This is a genomic window from uncultured Nostoc sp. (assembly GCF_964245575.1).
Lineage (GTDB): Bacteria > Cyanobacteriota > Cyanobacteriia > Cyanobacteriales > Nostocaceae > Nostoc.
The window spans coordinates 1-19068 of the sequence record NZ_CAXTNP010000101.1 but is presented as its reverse complement, the minus strand read 5'-3'; the positions used below and the strand labels follow the sequence as shown (position 1 = coordinate 19068).

Annotated in this window: 16 protein-coding genes and 3 pseudogenes; 15 read left to right on the top strand and 4 right to left on the bottom strand. The window is 40.3% G+C overall.

The genetic code is table 11. The features are described from left to right. The 4 genes and pseudogenes from ACFFAP_RS17425 to ACFFAP_RS17410 all read left to right on the top strand — a co-directional run. Positions 1 to 309: pseudogene (locus ACFFAP_RS17425) on the top strand (histidine kinase); the annotation flags it as partial. Between the two features lie 142 nt (positions 310 to 451). Then, complete coding sequence (locus ACFFAP_RS17420; RefSeq protein ID WP_375512379.1) at positions 452 to 913, top strand: BON domain-containing protein; 462 nt, start codon at positions 452 to 454, stop codon at positions 911 to 913. A 187-nt stretch (positions 914 to 1100) separates the two neighbouring features. After that, the gene (locus tag ACFFAP_RS17415) at positions 1101 to 1535 is read left to right on the top strand and encodes a CAAD domain-containing protein (protein WP_375512378.1); all 435 of its coding nucleotides are present in this window, start codon (positions 1101 to 1103) and stop codon (positions 1533 to 1535) included. Between the two features lie 387 nt (positions 1536 to 1922). Then, entirely contained in the window at positions 1923 to 2333 is a 411-nt protein-coding gene (locus tag ACFFAP_RS17410; RefSeq protein ID WP_375512377.1) for a hypothetical protein, read from the top strand. 156 nt (positions 2334 to 2489) lie between these two features. Here the strand turns inward: ACFFAP_RS17410 and ACFFAP_RS17405 are convergent, their stop codons facing one another. The 3 genes from ACFFAP_RS17405 to ACFFAP_RS17395 form a co-directional block, all read right to left on the bottom strand. Then, positions 2490 to 2765: a pentapeptide repeat-containing protein gene (locus ACFFAP_RS17405; protein WP_375512376.1), complete on the bottom strand. Its 276-nt coding sequence runs from the start codon at positions 2763 to 2765 to the stop codon at positions 2490 to 2492. A 64-nt stretch (positions 2766 to 2829) separates the two neighbouring features. Beyond that, entirely contained in the window at positions 2830 to 4392 is a 1563-nt protein-coding gene (locus ACFFAP_RS17400) for a metallophosphoesterase family protein (RefSeq protein ID WP_375512375.1), read from the bottom strand. 81 nt (positions 4393 to 4473) lie between these two features. Further along, entirely contained in the window at positions 4474 to 5445 is a 972-nt protein-coding gene (locus ACFFAP_RS17395) for a YegS/Rv2252/BmrU family lipid kinase (protein ID WP_375512374.1), read from the bottom strand. Positions 5446 to 5636: 191 nt separating this feature from the next. On the opposite strand from ACFFAP_RS17395, the gene ACFFAP_RS17390 reads away from it, so the two are divergent. The 11 genes and pseudogenes from ACFFAP_RS17390 (at position 5637) to ACFFAP_RS17340 (ending at position 17436) form a co-directional block, all read left to right on the top strand. Continuing rightward, complete coding sequence (locus ACFFAP_RS17390; protein WP_375512373.1) at positions 5637 to 6059, top strand: lysozyme inhibitor LprI family protein; 423 nt, start codon at positions 5637 to 5639, stop codon at positions 6057 to 6059. Between the two features lie 283 nt (positions 6060 to 6342). After that, on the top strand, positions 6343 to 6528 hold the full coding sequence (locus tag ACFFAP_RS17385; RefSeq protein WP_375512372.1) for a hypothetical protein: 186 nt from the start codon (positions 6343 to 6345) through the stop codon (positions 6526 to 6528). Between the two features lie 122 nt (positions 6529 to 6650). Then, positions 6651 to 7622 carry a hydroxymethylbilane synthase gene (gene hemC / locus ACFFAP_RS17380; protein WP_375512371.1) on the top strand — a complete coding sequence of 324 codons (972 nt, stop codon included), beginning with the start codon at positions 6651 to 6653 and terminating at the stop codon, positions 7620 to 7622. 136 nt (positions 7623 to 7758) lie between these two features. Next, complete coding sequence (gene glgA / locus ACFFAP_RS17375; RefSeq protein WP_375512370.1) at positions 7759 to 9198, top strand: glycogen synthase GlgA; 1440 nt, start codon at positions 7759 to 7761, stop codon at positions 9196 to 9198. Between the two features lie 705 nt (positions 9199 to 9903). Beyond that, positions 9904 to 11103 carry an acyltransferase family protein gene (locus ACFFAP_RS17370; RefSeq protein ID WP_375512369.1) on the top strand — a complete coding sequence of 400 codons (1200 nt, stop codon included), beginning with the start codon at positions 9904 to 9906 and terminating at the stop codon, positions 11101 to 11103. 4 nt (positions 11104 to 11107) lie between these two features. Then, a pseudogene (locus tag ACFFAP_RS17365) lies at positions 11108 to 11356 on the top strand (starch synthase); the annotation flags it as partial. A gap of 287 nt (positions 11357 to 11643) precedes the next feature. Further along, positions 11644 to 12058 (top strand): annotated as a pseudogene (locus ACFFAP_RS17360) (hypothetical protein); the annotation flags it as partial. Between the two features lie 731 nt (positions 12059 to 12789). Further along, positions 12790 to 13302 carry an acyltransferase family protein gene (locus ACFFAP_RS17355; protein WP_375512368.1) on the top strand — a complete coding sequence of 171 codons (513 nt, stop codon included), beginning with the start codon at positions 12790 to 12792 and terminating at the stop codon, positions 13300 to 13302. Between the two features lie 1576 nt (positions 13303 to 14878). After that, a complete protein-coding gene (locus tag ACFFAP_RS17350; RefSeq protein WP_375512383.1) occupies positions 14879 to 15496 on the top strand; it encodes a phycobiliprotein lyase in 618 nt (205 codons plus the stop codon). Continuing rightward, a complete protein-coding gene (locus tag ACFFAP_RS17345; protein ID WP_375512367.1) occupies positions 15497 to 16099 on the top strand; it encodes a hypothetical protein in 603 nt (200 codons plus the stop codon). Positions 16100 to 16668: 569 nt separating this feature from the next. After that, positions 16669 to 17436 (top strand): phycobilisome rod-core linker polypeptide, encoded by a 768-nt coding sequence (locus tag ACFFAP_RS17340; RefSeq protein WP_375512366.1) that lies wholly within the window; start codon positions 16669 to 16671, stop codon positions 17434 to 17436. 218 nt (positions 17437 to 17654) lie between these two features. Here ACFFAP_RS17340 and ACFFAP_RS17335 read toward each other — a convergent pair whose 3' ends face one another. Then, positions 17655 to 18575 carry an RluA family pseudouridine synthase gene (locus tag ACFFAP_RS17335; RefSeq protein ID WP_375512382.1) on the bottom strand — a complete coding sequence of 307 codons (921 nt, stop codon included), beginning with the start codon at positions 18573 to 18575 and terminating at the stop codon, positions 17655 to 17657. Positions 18576 to 19068: the final 493 nt, after the last annotated feature.

The following is a 19068-nucleotide window of genomic DNA, read 5'->3' as shown; positions in this document are numbered from 1 at the left end:
GTTGGTTTAGGAATTCCCGAAGACAGGGCGCGAGTTTATAGCGATCGCTTCCAAAAAGGTGACTACTTAGTAATTATCGATGGTACAGAAGGTGAAATCCGCCAAGCTGAAGCGATTCTCAAACGTCGAGGTATTGAAGAATTTGCTATCTATGATGGCACTGATCTCGGCGATGTTCGCCCAGGTTCTGACAGAGTAACGTATCAGGACACACCAGTTGTTAATAGCGATCGCACCAACTACTCAACGGGGTCTGATAGAGACGATCCTGCTGTAGTAATTGTTGACCGTCGTGATGAAACACTCTAAGCTAAGGTAGTTCTCACTCACACTAATTTCACAAAATTGCAGGAGCAATAAGTTGAAAACTTTGCTCCTGACTAAAGAAACTTGCTCCTTACTTGTGCCGTGAATATCAACAAATTTCACTTTCCGATTCCGAATTCAACATATGCAAAAGCTAACTCCTTTTTTAATTAGTGGCCTTTTAGTTTTTGGTGTTGCTGCTTGTGATAATGCTTCTAAAACAAGTGAATCTGCACCCAATAATCCTAATGAAGCTCCCCAAAGCCCGAGCGCAAAAGCAACACAAGCTGCTCAACAAGACGCACAAAGTGATGTCCGCAGAAGACAACTAAATGAGGATATTCGTGCCCGCGAACAGCGCAATAATGCCAGTGGTGGCGATACACAAAGAGCTTCAGGTGACCTAAAAAGTGAAGTTCGCTCTAAGTTAGAGGCAAATATACCCAAAAGTCAACTAACAGTTGATGCCGCAGACAATGGGACTGTCACTGTTGCAGGAACTGTGAACAATCAGCAGGAGTTGGCTAAAATTGAACCCTTAGCTAAACAAATCAAAGGTGTCAAAACTGTAGTTGTTAAAGCAACTGTTGCCGCACCCAAAAAATAAGGCAGCTAACAACAAATTCAACTGAGTAGGTAGGCAAAAATTAATTTAGATGCTCTTGCTCAGTCTTAGTGGTCAGTTATACTTATTACTTACCACTAAGAATTGACAACTGATGACTTTAATAATTATATTTTATTGATGCTCAGTTCAGTTATACAAACTTTTGTACTTACCGAAAATAAAAACTATGGAAACCGAACAACAGCAACGTGAATCCATTAATGCTTCCTTATCACAAGGTACACTAGCACTTGAAGGTACTGATACTGCAAACTTACCAAAGTTGCCACCAGCACGTGAACCTGAATCTCAATGGCAGCAAATTAGCAAACAAGCTTCTCAATTTTTGGAGCAATTGCCCGAATACATAGGTAGCTTTTTTAAGAACTATAAGCAACCTTTAACAACAGTTGGTTTTATTTTGGCGGCGATTGTTACAGCCAAGATAGTACTAGCAGTACTAGATGCAATCAATGATATTCCATTACTATCACCGACTTTTGAGTTAATTGGAATTTGTTATGCGATTTGGTTCATTTCCCGTTATCTACTGAAGGCTTCAACCCGGCAAGAATTAGCCGATGAAGTTCAATTATTGAAGAACCAATTTGTGGGCGAATAAATTTTCCAACTATTACACTAGCCTCAGCCCAGTAGTTGGTATCGTTAGCTAATTAAAGATATACAATCCAAAGGTTGACATTCCCGACTTATCTAAAAAGTCGGGAATTTTGTAATTATCCTATTTTGGATGAAAAAGGCAGTCGGGGCACAATAATGTTCATTGGTGTCAGTTCAACTTCAGCCAAAACCCTTGTTTTACCCAATGAACGTAAATTATAAGTATTTAACCGGACTTAATATTAGTCTTTTGGATACACCAAAAGATAGAGAATATAATATGATATTTAATTTTAAATCACTTCTAAAGATAGTAGATCGAAGATGAAAAACATCCTAGTCTAGTTTTTGAAGTTATTTAATACATTCTTTAACGAGGACATAATTTATGGCTAATGAAGGAGTTAACAAAGGTATAGATTCATCTGATCGAGCAGAAGTAAATACATACGATCGCGGTATTATCCCAGCTGAAACTGCTGCTCGAATGGAAAGAGAAGGAGATAAATACAAAACACTCCCCACAGAAGAAAGGGAGGCAGATGCACCTACCGATGATCAAACCGATTCAGAAAGTATACGTACTACTGACGGCTATACCATAGATAAAGAAGGTTTGTCTAACAACTATGCAATTGAACCGGAAATGTACTACGAAGAACCGGGTGATGCACGCAAACAAGCAGCAGAAGAAAAGGCAGCACGTATTGAAGAACTTGCAGAAATTAATCAAGACGACGAGGAAGGCAAGTTGACCGAAAAGGGTGACAAACGCGGTAGAGGTCCAGGAATAATTTAATTAACAACTATCCTTTTACTGGGTGCAATTACACGTAAAAAGGCGAAATAGGTGGTTTGTAGAGACGCAATCATTGCGTCTCTACTTATATGGGTGGCATTTCCCACTTCCAAGACAGCATCTTTGATAGCATCATCCACAATAGCTCCCCTGAGATTAGCAGCTTGGAATGTTAGTATTTTCCAAGATAGTATCTCTAAGATCGGCTTCAGTAAGGTCGGCATCAAGCAAACCAGATTGATACAAACTAACCCCTCGCAAATTTGCTCTTCGGAGCTTGATTCCTCCGACCAAATTCGATTGGCTCAGATCGGTATTAGTCAAGTTAATCTCACTCAGGTTGATACCACTCAAGTTAACCCAAATCAAATTAACACCTCTAAAATGCCGCTCACGAGCAGCATAGCGCTGGAGCAATTCTTCAACATCCATAACTCAAGTACTAAATACAATTCATTTTGGAAAGTATTGATGTGGCCATGGGGTAGATGAATCGTTAAATAATCAGCGGCTCAAGTTCACGATTATGCCATTGCCGCTGATGCCATTCGGCAACCAAGGGACGGACAATGAACTTGGGATGGCCTTCGCCTTTAACGTCAATGCGTAAACCTGAGTAAGGTCGTCGCTTCTGAAAACCTTGACCGTTGCGACCAATGAAGAGATGCGATCGCGCCACTAATCTATTTTCATTCCCAAAAGTCTCCATCAAATCTGCTCCCTCAATCCTCTGGCGTCGCAAACTAAACCCGCTACCGCCACAAACAATCCAGTGGATATGAGAATCAGCGTGTCCTGTATCCATTGTCTCTAAATGTTCCAAGCAGTGAGCGTGACCGTTTAATACCAAATCTACCAAAGGACGCCCCTGAGTTAAGGAACCTATTTTTTTAGCTACCGCATCCAGCACAGCACGGAGGCGATCGCGAACGATCAGAGTTTGTGCTTGTTGCCACTTTGTCGCTTCAGTTACATAGGGAGGATGATGGAAATAAATTACCCTTCCCCGAACTTCAGAATTATTCCAAGATTCAATTAATCTTTGCTTAAGCCAGTCTAGTTGTTCAGTGTCAGTCAGCGTTGTTTTATCAGCAGCTAATTGTTTGTCGATATCAACAATAATTTCTTCAATTTGTGACAGCTTGGCGTGGTAGTCGTCTAATTGGTCGGCTTCAATGGGGTTTTCTGGACGAAGCTTGGCTGAGATTTCAATGATTTGTAGCTTTTCTTGCTCTAAATCCTCACGACGTTTTTCTAAGAGTCTGCGATCGGCATCGCCTTGTTTTGTTTTAGGCAACGGCGGTGGATCGTTAAATGTATTTGAATCCAAGGCAAAGAAATCAATACCGCCATAGCGAAAAGTGTAGTAGCGATTGGGAAGCCGAGTGAAGTGCCCAGGTTTATAGCTAAGACAATAACCTGTATCTGTCTTGGCTGTGTAGTACTGATCTAAATGACGATTTAACTCTGCTGGAAGCTGAAATGTCTGAAGATAGTCCAGAAATGCCCGTGCGTAGGCTTCACCCGTTCCTGAGCCATGCAAGCCTACATCTAGGTCTAACCGCGATCGCAACAGATGACGAATCGGTAATGTTGTCAGAGATGCCAAGCTCAATAAAATCGGCAAGTTATAGTAATCGTGATTTCCCAGTACAGGTAAAATGGGCAGCTTAAAAATCATCTGGTCATAACCAATCCGTTGGGGATGCTCTCCCCCCAACAGAAACTCTCGGTAAGGCTCGATGAAGTTCTGGTGGTAGTATTCACTCGACCCCACTAAATAGATCACATCCCCGGTATGCAGCATAAAACTAGATTCGCTGTGATGGGGCAACATCAGTTCAGCCACCTTTCGCTGGGGATTGTGTCCCCGGTGCTTGCCGGAACCACTATCACCTACAACTAAAAATGAGAAATCAGAATTGTCTGTTTGACCATCCTCTAACACCAGGCGAGTTTGGTCGATGTTCCGTTCCATAATTAACGGATCTTGCCACCGTACCCGTTGGTTCATTTTACGAATTTTGTTAGCGATCGCTGGATCAGATACAAGTTTCAATGCAACCTACTCCTGAGTTTTCAATTAGGAATCGGGCAAGAGTCATTTCTAACTTGTTATTCTCCCCTGCCTCCCCTGCCCTCACTCCTCTATTGTGTCTTTCATCTCAATAGTCAGATTAGGGAGTCCTTCTAATTTTTCGGTAGGCTCAACTTCTTCTACTAATGGCACAAAAATGTTCAAACCTGCTGGTACGCACTTAATTTCTACTGGTGTTGTGCCCACTATTTCTCCATCTAAAACAACTTTTTGTGGTGGGTTAGTTGTAATTTTAAATTGTTTGGCTCGTAGGAAGCCAATATCACTCCGATCTACGGCGTTACCTGTAGAAGCCGTTTGGAATAGATGAAATGTAGCTGCGATCGCTCCTGCTTTGTTAACTGGAGCTACAATCGTTAAATCTAGTAACCCATCATCATAAATCAGACCTGCTGGGCCCTGAGCTAAGACTGAAGTAGCAGGCGCGGCATTTGCTACTGTAACTGCACAAGCACTAGTTTTAATTATTTTGTCTTCTGTTTCAATTTCAACATCAAAGTTTTTTAAGCTTCTCAGTTGCTGAATTCCTGCCAAAACGTAAGCCATCATCCCAAAGCGATTCTTGGCGTCTCGGTCTGCCAATTCTACAGTTTCAGCTTCAAAGCCAATACCTGCCAAGAGTACCATTGGCTGATCGTTGCAATAAGCTACGTCTACATGGCGGGTTCCTCCTTGCAAAATTGTTTCACACGCACCTGCGATCGTGTCAGGAATTCCTAAAGCTGTGGCAAAAGCGTTTGCTGTGCCTCGAGAAATAATCCCAAATGGAATATCAGTACCCACGAGAGCCGCCGCTGCTGCTGAGAGAGTACCATCTCCCCCCGAAGCAATTATCGCATCTACCCCTCGCTCTACCGCTGCATGGGCCAGTTCGTCAGCGTCGATTTCTTTAGTTGTAAGATAAATATCTAGGTCAATATCTGACTCTAATATTGTCCGAATTTCTGCCAGTTCTAAATCTGGGTCACCCTGACCCGCAACTGGATTGAAGATGAGACAAGCGGAACGATTCATAAAATATAAAAGCTAAACTTTAGATTACTAAAATACCAAATTATTTTTAGCATTGTTGGGAAATTTCGGCTTCCTTCTCGCGGCTGGTTTACCTTTTGTAAGAAGTTTAGAAGTTTTCTGCGTCGCCAGATACCAATTATCATGTGTATTTTGGTATCCTTTATCCATACTTAATCAACAAAAATTTTTCCATGCGTCAATTATTACTAGTTTTGGCAAGTATGCTAACTCTTGGCAGTTTAAATACTCCTACTATCACAATAGCAGGCACAACGCCTGATTTAACCAAGATGCGCTTAGTTCAAAAGCTTAACTGCAATAATCCTCAAACTCAAATAGCAATTAATGAATGCACGAAGTTATCTTATCAGAATGCTGATAAAAAATTAAATCAGCTTTATCAACAATTGCTACCTACATTAGAAACGTCTAGGAAACAGAAATTGACTGCTGCACAGCTAGCATGGGTCAAGTTTCGAGATACCAATTGTGAGTTTGAGAGAAGCAGATATGAGGGAGGAAGTACTGCCCCTAGCATTTATTTTGGTTGTTTAGAAAATACTACGAAATTGCGTACCCAAGAATTACAAGAATATCTAAAATCCGACCCTTAAGTAGTCTAAGTACATGATTTCACAAATTGGTAGCCCAAAAAAACTGTTTTGTATTAAACCTCTGCGATTTTATACACCAACCTTTGCGCTTCTGTGCGTTGAAAAAATTAATGTTTTTAAACGCAGAGTGACGCAGTGTCAACGCAAAGGAACGCAGAGTTTTGCTAATAGCTGAAGTCTTCTCAAGAGGGTTAAATACAATATTCTATTGGAGTTGTTTAAGAAGGTAAGTTTAAAGACAGTTTTGAGTAAAAGCGTAGCATTTTTAATGTAAGGGGACGCATTGGCGTTGTCAACGGGCGCATTGGCATTGTTAGCGGACGCATTGGCATTGTCAACGGACGCATTGGCATTGTTAGGGGGCGCATTGGCATTGTCAGGGGGCGCATTGGCATTGGAGGGTATTGCCAAATTTAATTTGCTACGAATTAATCAAATGCTGTACCAAGTAGTATTCCCGGATTCCTGAAACCAGCTTTTGGTAAAGAATTGTAATCCAAAATCCAAAATCTAAAACCCAAAATTGGTATGAGTCCCTGACTACGGTAGTCTAGATAAAAGTGAATTAACAGCTTACTGATATATTGTTATATGATTTCAGTTGTTTCTAGTCCCCCACGCACTATTCGGATTGGTTCACGCAAAAGCCAACTTGCTCTGGTTCAGACCTACTGGGTACAAGAGCAACTCCAGAAAAGCTTTCCTGATATCACTTTTGAAGTCCACACCATGTCTACCCAAGGCGATAAAATCTTGGATGTAGCATTAGCTAAGATTGGCGATAAAGGACTTTTTACTAAAGAACTTGAACTCGGAATGCTCAATCAAGAGATTGACTTTGCCGTTCATTCCCTCAAGGATCTGCCGACTCACTTACCAGAAGGGTTAACACTGGCAGCAATTACTGAACGGGAAAACCCAGCAGATGCATTAGTGGTGCATGAAAAGCACAAAGATAAACAAATCGATACTTTACCCGAAGGTGCGGTAATCGGCACATCTTCTCTACGGCGACTAGCACAGTTACGCCACCATTTCCCCCACTTTACATTTAAAGATGTGCGCGGAAACTTGATTACACGGTTGGCAAAACTAGATGCAGGCGAATACGATGCCCTAATTTTGGCAACAGCAGGGTTAGAGAGATTGGGAATGGGCGATCGCGTTCATCAAATTCTCCCCGCAAATATCTCTCTCCACGCTGTTGGACAGGGAGCCTTGGGTATTGAATGCCGTGCTGATGATAGTGAATTGCTATCTCTACTCAAAGTGATCGAACATCCCGAAACACGCGATCGCTGTCTCGCCGAACGCTCTTTTTTACGCTCTTTAGAGGGCGGCTGTCAAGTACCTATTGGTGTAAATACAGAAATATCTGGTGATAATTTGACCTTAACAGGGATAGTCGCCAGTGTAGATGGTCAAAAGCTGGTAAAAGATACCGTCACTGGGATTGCCAACAACGCCGAAGCGCTAGGCATAGAACTAGCAGAACTATTGCGGCAACAGGGAGCGCAAGAAATTTTATCAGAAATTTTTGCGGTGATTCAGCGCGGTTCCTAAGCAATTGGGCAAGCCGATGTGATTAGATAAGAATTGATCGCCGTTGCACTCTCATACGTGCCAGACGCGACATATCGCGTTGCTCGGGATCATAAAGTTAATTTGACAATATAGACTCAGGGAAGCAAAAATTACCATGCGGATTCTATTTGTTGCAGCAGAGGCAGCACCCATTGCAAAAGTAGGAGGAATGGGTGATGTTGTCGGGGCATTACCCAAAGTCCTGAGAGAAATGGGGCATGATGTGCGGATATTCTTGCCTTACTACGGCTTCCTGCCAGACAAAATGGAAATTCCCTATGAACCCATCTGGTGGGGAGATGCGATGTTCCAGCACTTTGCAGTATACGAAAGTGTTCTGCCTGGTACTGATGTTCCCTTGTACTTATTTGGACATCCCGCCTTCATGCCCCGCCGTATTTATTCTGGAGAAGATGAAGATTGGCGGTTCACTTTGTTTGCTAATGGTGCAGCTGAGTTTGCCTGGAATTACTGGAAGCCAGAAATTATCCATTGTCACGATTGGCATACAGGGATGATTCCCGTGTGGATGCACCAAGATCCTGATATCAGCACAGTGTTTACCATTCATAATCTGGCTTATCAAGGGCCGTGGCGTTGGTATTTAGAGAAAATTACTTGGTGTCCCTGGTATATGCAAGGACACAATGTAATGGCAGCGGCGGTGCAATTTGCCAACAAGGTAAATACAGTTTCGCCCACCTATGCCGAACAAATCAAGACACCTACTTACGGTGAAACATTAGAAGGTTTGCTATCCTTTATTAGCGGTAAATTATCTGGGATTATCAACGGTATTGATACTGAAGTTTATAATCCAGAAAATGACAAATATATTACACAAACCTTCACTGCTGATAGTTTAGATAAACGCAAGGCCAACAAAATTGCTTTGCAAGAAGAACTAGGGTTAGAAGTCAACTCCAAAGCCTTTTTTATTGGGATTGTGACGCGATTAGTGGAACAAAAAGGTATTGATTTGATATTACAAATCCTTGATCGCTTCTTATCTTATACAGATGCACAGTTTGTGCTGTTGGGGACAGGCGATCGCTACTATGAAACTCAGATGTGGCAATTAGCATCCCGCTTTCCCGGACGCATGGCAACTTATCTACTGTATAACGATGCCCTGTCTCGCCGCATCTACGCTGGTACTGATGCTTTCTTAATGCCTAGTCGTTTTGAACCATGCGGTATTAGCCAAATGATGTCTTTGCGCTACGGTTCTGTACCCATTGTCCGCCGCACAGGTGGATTAGTTGACACCGTAAGCCATCATGACCCCGAAAATGCAGCAGGCACAGGTTATTGCTTTGACCGTTATGAACCACTAGACCTTTTTACCTGTATGATCCGGGCTTGGGAAGGCTTCCGTTTCAAACCGCAATGGCAAGAACTCCAAAAACGGGGCATGAGTCAAAATTTTAGTTGGTATCAATCTGCTAAAGAGTACGTGAAATTGTACAGGTCAATTTACGGTTTGCCAGAAGAAGAGGAGACACCACAACCAGAGTTAGTGTTAAACGAGGCGATCGCTAATAGCAAATCATAAACATCTGTAGGGTGTACAGATGTATTACACGTGCCAACTCTAATTTTTGGGACTCATGATAGCATTGTTCAGATTAGCTTGATATCTGAAGATGCTAATCATGAGTTTTTTTGTTTCTGAAACAATTTTTTTTTAAGTATTTAATATTCATTTTTTACTGTCACCAGATAAAAATCTGAAACCTTTGTTGTGGTTAGTTATTTTAAATATAGGGATAGCTTGAATCGAACCAAGTTCAACCCAAGCTACAAATATTTTATTTTTTCAGATTAATCAAAGAGCGCTGTTTAATTACGCTTACCTACTTAATTGTATTGTCTGTGAGATTCCTGAGCTTTTCTTAAGGAATTTCATCTTTCCTATTTGAGTTTGATGAAGATTGTATAAACTTAAAAAAAAAGTTTTTGTAAAGTTGGAAGTATTCATATATAAATAATCGTATATTATTTGTTGTATTCAGCTACCAATTATCCTCTTTATATTCTCCCTTGTTTTAAAGCTTTTACTATGAAAATATTGATTGCTGTATATAACACAGTTAATAACTCTATAAATTGAATTAGCCTTTGCTTTTTTTGATGTGCATGTCTATCTGTATACTTTGTGAGTAGCAAACTTTACTATTGGAAGTGAGACATAAGAAATTTGAACATTTTGATTGATTATGCTCTATTATAACAATTTATTTTTTGTTGTATAACCAAAATGCTAGTAGAAAAAAATCAAACGCAGCCTATTTATAGTATTCCTTCAATCAGGAATTATCGATGGTCTACTCATCTTGATTTATTAAGAGGTTTAGCTTCTTTATTAGTTTTTATTGGTCACATGAGAATTCTATTATTTATAGAATATTCAGAAATTATTAATCCTAGTTTTTTGACAAAAAGGTTAAATTCATTCACAGTATTGGGTCATCAATCTGTAATGATTTTTTTTGTGTTGAGTGGATTTTTTATTTCAACTAGTGTAATCAGGAGAATTAAACAAAAGCAATGGTCTTGGGTTAATTATTTAGTAGATCGTTTAACACGCTTATATATAGTATTAATTCCTGCTTTATTGCTGTCTTCTTTTTGGGATTCTCTCGGTATAAAAATATTTGGTACTGGACAAGACAGCTTTTATGGAGAAAGGTTTCACAACGGTCATTTAGCAACTTACAAAATTTTGGAAAATTTCACATTTCAAAATGCTTTGGGAACTCTAGCTTTTTTGCAAACAATTTTTGTAGATTTATTTGGTTCAAATAAGGCAGTTTGGAGTTTAGCTTATGAATTTTGGTACTATATACTTTTTCCTTCAATCATCCTATTTTTTTGTGTTAAATCCTTAAAAGTTCGTGTTTTATACGCTTTATTGGCTTCAAGCATATTATTATTGGTTGGTTCGGAAATTAGAATTTATTTTCTGGTTTGGCTGATGGGAGCATTAGTTAGTATATCTCATCCTTCTAAATATCTTAATAACAAGAATGTCTTAAATTCACTCATTATTTTTTCTATACTAATTCTGTGCATTGCATTAATGAGTGAACGTTTTATTGGTCGAGAGCTAGCAGATTTTTTAATAGGAATTTCTACTACTGTCATGATATATCTTCTAGTTAATAGTCGTAGTAAAATAAGACAAGAAGGAGCATACGAAAAATTTTCTAAAGGTTTACCAGGATGTTCATACACTCTTTATCTTGTCCACATGCCGATACTATGCTTTATCAGAGCATGTGTAATTGGCGATCGCCCTTGGGAGCCAGATATTTTGCATATATTATTGGCACTTATTATAGTTGTATTTGTATTTTTATATGCGGTTGTCATCGCACATTTTACTGAAGCAAAAACAGACAATTTGAGAAATCTAATCATGTCTTGGATAAAAAACAGAGCTTTAAATCAAGCTTAACTGCTATGCCGAGCAAATCAAGACGCCTTCTTACTGTGAAATGTTAGAAGGTTTGCTGTCCTTTATTAGCGGTAAATTATCTGGGATTATCAACGGCATTGATACTGAAGTTTATAACCCAGAAGATGATAAATACATTGCCCACACCTTCACTGCTGATACTTTAGAGAAACGCAAAGCCAACAAAATTGCTTTGCAAAAAGAGGTAGGATTAGAAGTCAACTCCAAAGCCTTTTTGATTGGGATTGTGACCTGATTAGTGGAAGAAAAACGCATTGACTAGTTTGTGCTGTTAGGGACAGGCGATCGGGAGCATCCCATTTTTGTATCCGTCATTGAGAGGAGAACGACGAAGCAATCCCAGCCTTTGCGATTGCTTCTTCGTTCCTCCTCTCTACGAGACGCACTCGCGTTCGCAATGACATATTAAATTTTATTATTCAAAAAAATGTAAATAAAGCATGAGAAGGTAAAGAAATAATCAACGCGATCGTTTTCATTGGAGCCGTCATGACAGAAGAAAAAAACCAACTTTTACAAGAGCGACGTGAAATACTTGATTGGTTCCATCTAATGGAAAACCTTTATAAAGTTGGCGGTTCGATGCAAAGAATAAACAAAGCCAAAGAGCTTCTCTGGAAAGGAAAAGTTGATGACGCGATTGCAACCTTTGCTGAGTGTAAACTTAAAACTTGCTCTTAATTTCTGTGTTTACCTTGAGAAACATCGACACCGCATCGTCAATTACCAGTATTACCAAGCCAAGCAAATTTGTTCTATTGGTTCCGGTGCAATTGAATCTACCGTTAAGCAAATTGACCGTCGAACTAAAATCTCTGGCGCACAATGGAAAGTAGAGAATAGACATCTCCAAAAATTAAATATGCGTTCCCCAGAACCTTGTAGAGATGTAGCACTGCTACGTCTCTACATTCTTTTTCACTCATATCTCTAATATTCCTCAAGTCATCGCTCATCGTTGGGCCTACGTTAATGGATTAAGCTAAAACACATCTAATTTGCATATCAAAATTTTATCAATCTCTTGTGGGGTGGACATCTTGACCGCCCTATTATATGCAACTTAAATGCCGATTAGCTTAATCCTTGTTCACTAAATAAAAAATGGGATGCTCCCCTATGAAACTCAGATATAGCAATTAGCATCCTGCTTTCCGGAACGCATAGCAATTTACTGTATAGGACTGATATTTGATTGCGTGAAAAAAACTCAGTACACTTTTCATTCCTTCTTTCCAGTAAAGAGCGATGCACTGAGCGCTGTCGTTGTGTCCCAAGTATTGAGTTTCTACGAGTAATTCAGGAATCAAATCGGATTGCTATATAACGATGCCCTGTCTCGCCGCATTTATGTTGCTAAACTGTTACGCAGCAACTAATGTATATGCTACTATACCTGAGTTAGGTCTTAAAACCAAAGTGAATCTAGTCAGCAAAGATAATCTAGGTTAAATTATCGCGGACTACTTCCAATTTCTAAATAAGCACAAGTTGGTGGAAGTAGCACGAAGCCTACATACCTTTGTTATCGAAGAATATTATCTCTTCCTATTCCTGCTACTTCTAAAGTTGTTGCTTGATTAGGAAAATGAACAGTCACACTACTCTTGGCATTTAGTGATTTAAATCATTTATTTAGTTTTTACAATTAACGCTGCAATTACTATGAACCCAAAATTAAATTTGCTACAAGTATATTGCGGTATAGCTTCTCTAATGGTAGTTCTAACCCACGGGAATAAAATAGTTGCTGGTGAACTACAGCAAAATGATTTATATTTATTGCAAATATTTCATTTCGGTTGGATAGGCGTTGATTTCTTTTTTGTACTTAGTGGATTTATTATATTTTATATTCATCAATCTGATATAGGTAAACCGGATAAGTTTACGCCTTTCCTTTTTAAAAGATTTATCCGTGTATATCCATTATATTGGAGCATTTTAGGCCTAAAAATTTTAGTTTCTCTATTTAGTACTGCTAAAGATAGCATTTATCAGCGAAGTGCAGACGAAATTATCAAGGCTGTTTTGTTGCTACCCCAAGATCGGTCTATTCTAGAGAGTAGTTTTATTGGTGTCAATTGGACGCTCTGTTATGAAGTGTTTTTCTACTGTATATTTGGTTTCCTAATATTGAAAAATACAAAAATTTATCAGACGATAATTTTTGCTTGAATAATTGGTATAATTCTTAATCTTTTCAAGATTTTACCAATCGGCAAAAGTTTTCTGCCGAACTTTATATTTTCTCCACATAATCTAGAGTTTGTACTGGGTTGTTTAGCTGCTTATACGATATATAAATATCAATTCAAGTTTGGAACATTATTAATTTACGCTTCAATATTTCTGTTGATGGTATCAGTTATAAATACCAAATATGGTGAATTTGATGTTTCAGGCATCTCTTCATTAGTAGCTTATGGAATTCCGTTTACCCTCCTGATTATCGGATCTGTTCATTTAGAAGTATCAAAAAAAATAAATGTATCACCAATTCTAATTTGTTTAGGCAATGCGTCTTATTCTATATATTTAACACAGGGGTTTTTCTTAAGTAATATAAGCAAAGTTATCAATAAAATTATAGACAAATTCAATATTTTACATTTGGTTCAAAATCACAGGATCATATATTACGACGTTATTGCAATTCTAATTATTATAATAGCAGTAGCTATGGGATGCGTAATCCATTCTTATATTTAAAAACCATTAATTGTAAATCTTAGGAAAAAAGTATTTGCTCAAATGACTTGACACTGCTAACTAAGCAGGGATATTTCATTCTAAGTTTAAGGCAGTTTTTATTTATTTTTTGGGAAAACCTATAATTTAATAACGAACTTAACCATCAAAAATGTCCATTTGGTAATAATTAACCCGTAAGCGTATTGAAGAAGAATTCAGCTATTCTGAATTCAGGAGCGGAGCTGGAGACGCTCCGCCTCCGGTCAGAATCAATTCATTTGAGGATTCAGACCTCAAATGAATTGAAGACCACCAAATTTTCAATTTGGTGGGGATGCAAAAACGCCGATTATTCAGACGCGACGCTCGAATACTCGCTCATAGCGTTGCTATGCCGAAGGCTTTACGCTGTGCTATCGCGGACTTGCTCATAGCGTTGCTATGCGGTTGGCAAAGCCTCTCGAACGCGAGTGCGTCTCCCCGAATCCCAAAGGGAGAGGCTAGCGCCTGCCGTAGGATGCCCGTTCGCGTAGCGTCTCCTTTAGGAGAAGGGCTGTAGGGAGAAGAGAAGGCTTTACGCTACGAAGCACCGCTTTTTCGATCAGAATACCTTTCCTGTATTCTGACTCCTGAATTCTGTTTGATAAAGTGACATTTTAGAATGAAATAGCCTTGGGATTAGAGATCGATGAAGAATGTGAATTTTCTATGTTTGGTAATCAGTCAATCAATTCTTCCATTACTTGAGTCATAGTTTTGTCAGCGTGAACTGTATATAATTGCAATTCTATTAAAACGACGTTATGACATGCTTAATCTTAACAAATTCGGTGGGTTTAAGTCCCGCGGTTCAATAAAAAAAGCAAGTATGTTAGGCGGGGTCTAAATCCCCGTTACAAAACTGTACTTCCGACTTCCGACTTATTTAATTGCTTATTTTTTATAATGGTTACACAGGGGAGGTGTGGAGTATGTCACAATGTTTATATACCAAAAACTATAAAAATAAAAAACCGTAAAATATTATCCGCAGGAGTAATAAGTAGGAGTCAGAAGATTGATAGACGCAATGGACTTTTTTCAGTTAAGTGCTGGTAAGTGGCGATCGCAACGTGCAACTCATCACCTGGCCTTCAAGCGCTCAGAAACAGGAGAATCGGATATACAGGTAGAAACTCTGGATGCCAATCATCCAGAAATCATTGAACTGTGCCAGTATCATCAGATTGACCCCAGTCTTTCAGTAGGTGGATCGCGGGTACGTTGGCTGGGCACAATGGCTTGGGATAGAGAAAACGAGGAGAACCATCAAGGGAAAACCATATTTGCGATCGTACCTGATGGCGATAACCCCAGGGCTGGTAAATTACTGCGTGAAAGAGGCTATGCCGAAATTATGCCTGTAGTCGGTCTTTTTCACATGGATGATGAAGATGGGCTAGTGTTAACAACCGAATACGAAACAATGAGTTCCATTGAGAGATTCTGGTTCGCCAACCCAAATATGCGACTGCGAACCAGTACAGTGAAACGCTTTGGTGGGTTCAGCACTGCATCATTTTGTACCGAAACCCGCATTGAAAGTTCTGTTGAGGTTGCTAGTACAGAAGAAGTAACATCCCGACAAGGGCAGGATGTTCTGGAAAAAAGACAGTTTTATTCAGTTTTGGGCTGGTGAATGATTCTTAAGCAGACCGATGCTTTTACTCGTGGCCGAGATTATCTGCATCGGGTACGGGGCTTCGCCCTAGAACCAGGTATGGTGGATGTGTTCGATAACGTGCGCGATCGCATCCCCATTTGCATTTGGATCGGCGATAATATTAACACCGTTAACGCTCAGATCAACACTTATCTAGACCTTTGTCATGAGTGCTTTCATCCCCAAGAGCGTCGCCACATCCAAATTTTTGCAGTCCCCATAGCTCAATCCTTCGGAATCGACGGGCTGTGCAACATTCTCACAAACCCAATCACTATTCTGGTAGATGTCGGTCGAGTTGCACCTAGAGACTGGTTTGGTGTAGTCATCCATGAATATGCCCATGCCCATCTAGGAGACTTTGGTCACAATCAGCAGTTTGCTAGCATCCTATCTCATCTATGTTTAGGACTGGGATTGGAACCACCCTACTGGGAGGCAGGTATGGAAGCAACTTTGCGTAGCTGGCCTTACTGTAAGTCAACCATAGATCCCCTTGAATTTTGGATAGGTCAGCCCCTTCAAGGAAGTCAAAAGTCACGCATTCACTCATTCAATAATTTTGAACCCCATAAATAAATTTAGGGGTAAGTGAACGAACCGGAGGCAGAGTGGCTCTGGCTTTGCGCCGTAAATATGCGTTATGCGTCACTACATACATTTTTTTGATTCTCACTCTCCATCCAAATTATTTTTTGGTCAAGAGAGTAGGGAATCGGGGATGAGGAAGCAGGGCGAGCAGGGGAGACAAGGGGACAAAAAGTGAGAACTTGCAACACGTCTTTCCCTTCCCCTTGTCCCTAATTCTCCTTGTCCCTAAGTCCTCTTCACCATTCCTGATTCTCCATTAATTTATTTTGCTATATGTTAAAAATTATTGCTTTATTTCAAAAAGGTGAAACTGAATCTTCTATTCTGTTGTATGTGAACAAAGTTTTTTAGGTAGTTATTAGGCTGAAAGCCGCACTGCCTTTAAAGATTAGCTATGGGTTGAGTCTAAAAAGCTAATCCTTAGTTTTTTGGAATAGTTAAATTCTCCTTAGTTAAGTTTCGTGAAATTTTATCAGAATCTGAAGTTCTGATACAACTACTCCCTTAATATGTGATCTAAAGTTGTTAACTTTAATTAAGAATATGGAGGCTTTAGAGTGGCAATTCCTCTGTTAACATACGACCCTTCAAGTCAAAACCAGCGTGTAGCTGCATACGAAGTACCGGGTGATGAACAGCCCAGGATTTTTACTACAGACAATCTGCTTTCTCCGTCAGATTTAGACGTTCTGATTGAAGCAGCATATCGTCAACTTTTCTTTTATGCCTTTACTGCTGATCGCGAAACATTTTTAGAGTCCCAACTCCGTAATGGACAAATTACAGTGCGGGACTTTGTTCGTGGGTTGGTGCTTTCTAATACCTTTAAGAAAAGCTTCTACGATCTCAACAATAATTATCGCTTTGTTGAGCAAGTAATCCAGCGCGTTCTAGGACGCGACCCATACAGTGAGCGGGAAAAAATTGCCTGGTCAATTGTAGTCGCTACCAAGGGTATTAGAGGCTTTATTGATGAAGTCCTCAACACTGAAGAGTACCTGAGCAATTTTGGAGACTCCACAGTGCCTTATCAGCGCCGTCGCATACTGCCATCTCGCGCTGAGGGTGAGTTGCCATTCAACATCAAATCTCCGCGATACGAAGCTTACCACCGTGCTCAACTGGGTTTCCCCCAAATCATTTGGCAGGTCGAAGTACGCAGATTCCTTCCACAAGAGCAAAAGCCCAAGGCAGGCGATCCAGCTCTATTCTTGTCTATGGCACAAAGTGTCAATGCAACTGGCAATGCGCCACAAAGGATCTCGTCATTCAACATTGATATCGAAAAGTCTGTACCTTATCGGCAACTGGCAGGAATTAAATAACGATTTTTGTTCGACGGCTGTCTAGTACATCCATTTGATCATTTTATAGCGTGCATAAGTCTTGGGTTAGTTAGGAGTTTCATTTAGGTATAACTAGTGGAACAGACTCTATCCCATGTCTGATGCACGCTAGTTGTTAACGGGTATTAGGTATTGGGCACTTGTATTGAGCGACTTGCCTTGAGCGACTTGTACTGAGTGTAGTCGAAGTATTGGGCTTAAAGTGCAATTCGTTTTTTTAACATCTCTAAAAGTTTTGTAAAGTGGCTGGGAGGATTTGCTGTCACCTCAATCAACTCTCCAGATATGGGATGCTGCAATTTTAGTCGCCAAGCGTGCAGTGCTTGACCGGGCAAATTTACCCTAACTGAATGACCAGAACTATAAACTGGGTCGCCGACAATGGGATGACCCATTTTGGCGCTATGGACGCGAATTTGATGGGTGCGTCCAGTTTCTAGTTGGAAGTGGATTAAGGTGAAGTTACCGAGGCGTTCTAGTACTTGCCAATGAGTGACGGCGACTCGTCCGCCTTGTTCAACAGGCATAATAGCCATTTTTTTGCGGTCTTGTGGATGGCGACCAATGGGTAAGTCAATTGTGCCACTTTCAACTTTTGGCGCACCGTAAACTACGCCCAAGTATTCTCTGCGTGCGGTTTTAGCTTTGAGTTGTGCTTGTAAGTGATGATGGGCAACTTCTGTTTTAGCGATCGCGATCGCCCCTGTTGTATCTTTATCCAATCGATGGACAATACCCGGACGTTGGACTCCGCCTATTCCTGGTAAATTGGGGCAGTGTGCCAATAGAGCATTTACCAAAGTGCCATCTGGATGACCGGGTGCAGGATGGACAACTAAGCCTGCGGGTTTGTTGAGAATGAGTAGCTGGTCGTCTTCGTAGAGGATATCTAAGGGGATATCTTCTGCAAGGAGTTTTAAAGGTTGCGCTTCTGGTATTTCCAGAGTGATGCGATCGCCTAACTTGACATTGATCTTCTTGGATGTGCAAACTTTCTCGTTAAGTTGGACATTACCCTGTTCGATTAACTGTTGGATGCGGGAACGGGATAAGTCTGGTAATTCTTGGGAAAGGTAACGGTCAAGGCGATCGTTGCTTTTTGTGTTGACGCAGTGTATCGTATCCCTGAAGGGAAGTAAGCTAGACGCTGCATCCTCTAGTGGAGTTGACAAGCGTTCGCCCTTGGCGTTGGCGGAGCCATCGCTATTTTCTTGGATTTGTAAATTAAATTCGGTCACAATTGCTCTAGATTATTAATTCCCCGTTCTTTAAGTAAAGCGCGGAATCCTTTTAGTTAGGCTTCTAAAGTTGTCTAAACAAATTAATACAGCATAATACAGCAGCTAAACAGGCTTTATATCTTACTTTGGAAACTAGTCTCTATACTAAACCAAGCTGAAATCTGCTGTAAACTTCACCAGAATATTCCTGCCGTTCGCGTAGCGTAAAGCCTTCTCTTTTCCCTCTTAAGGTCGCGTCGCTCTTTGAGCTTACCCTTACAGGGAAGCAAGCTACGTGTAGCGTGCTGCAAAGTATTTATATAGATTTAATGTAGTATATAGCGGTTCTCGCTTGAGTGAAATACAAAATGTGGGAGGATGAACAAAGTCA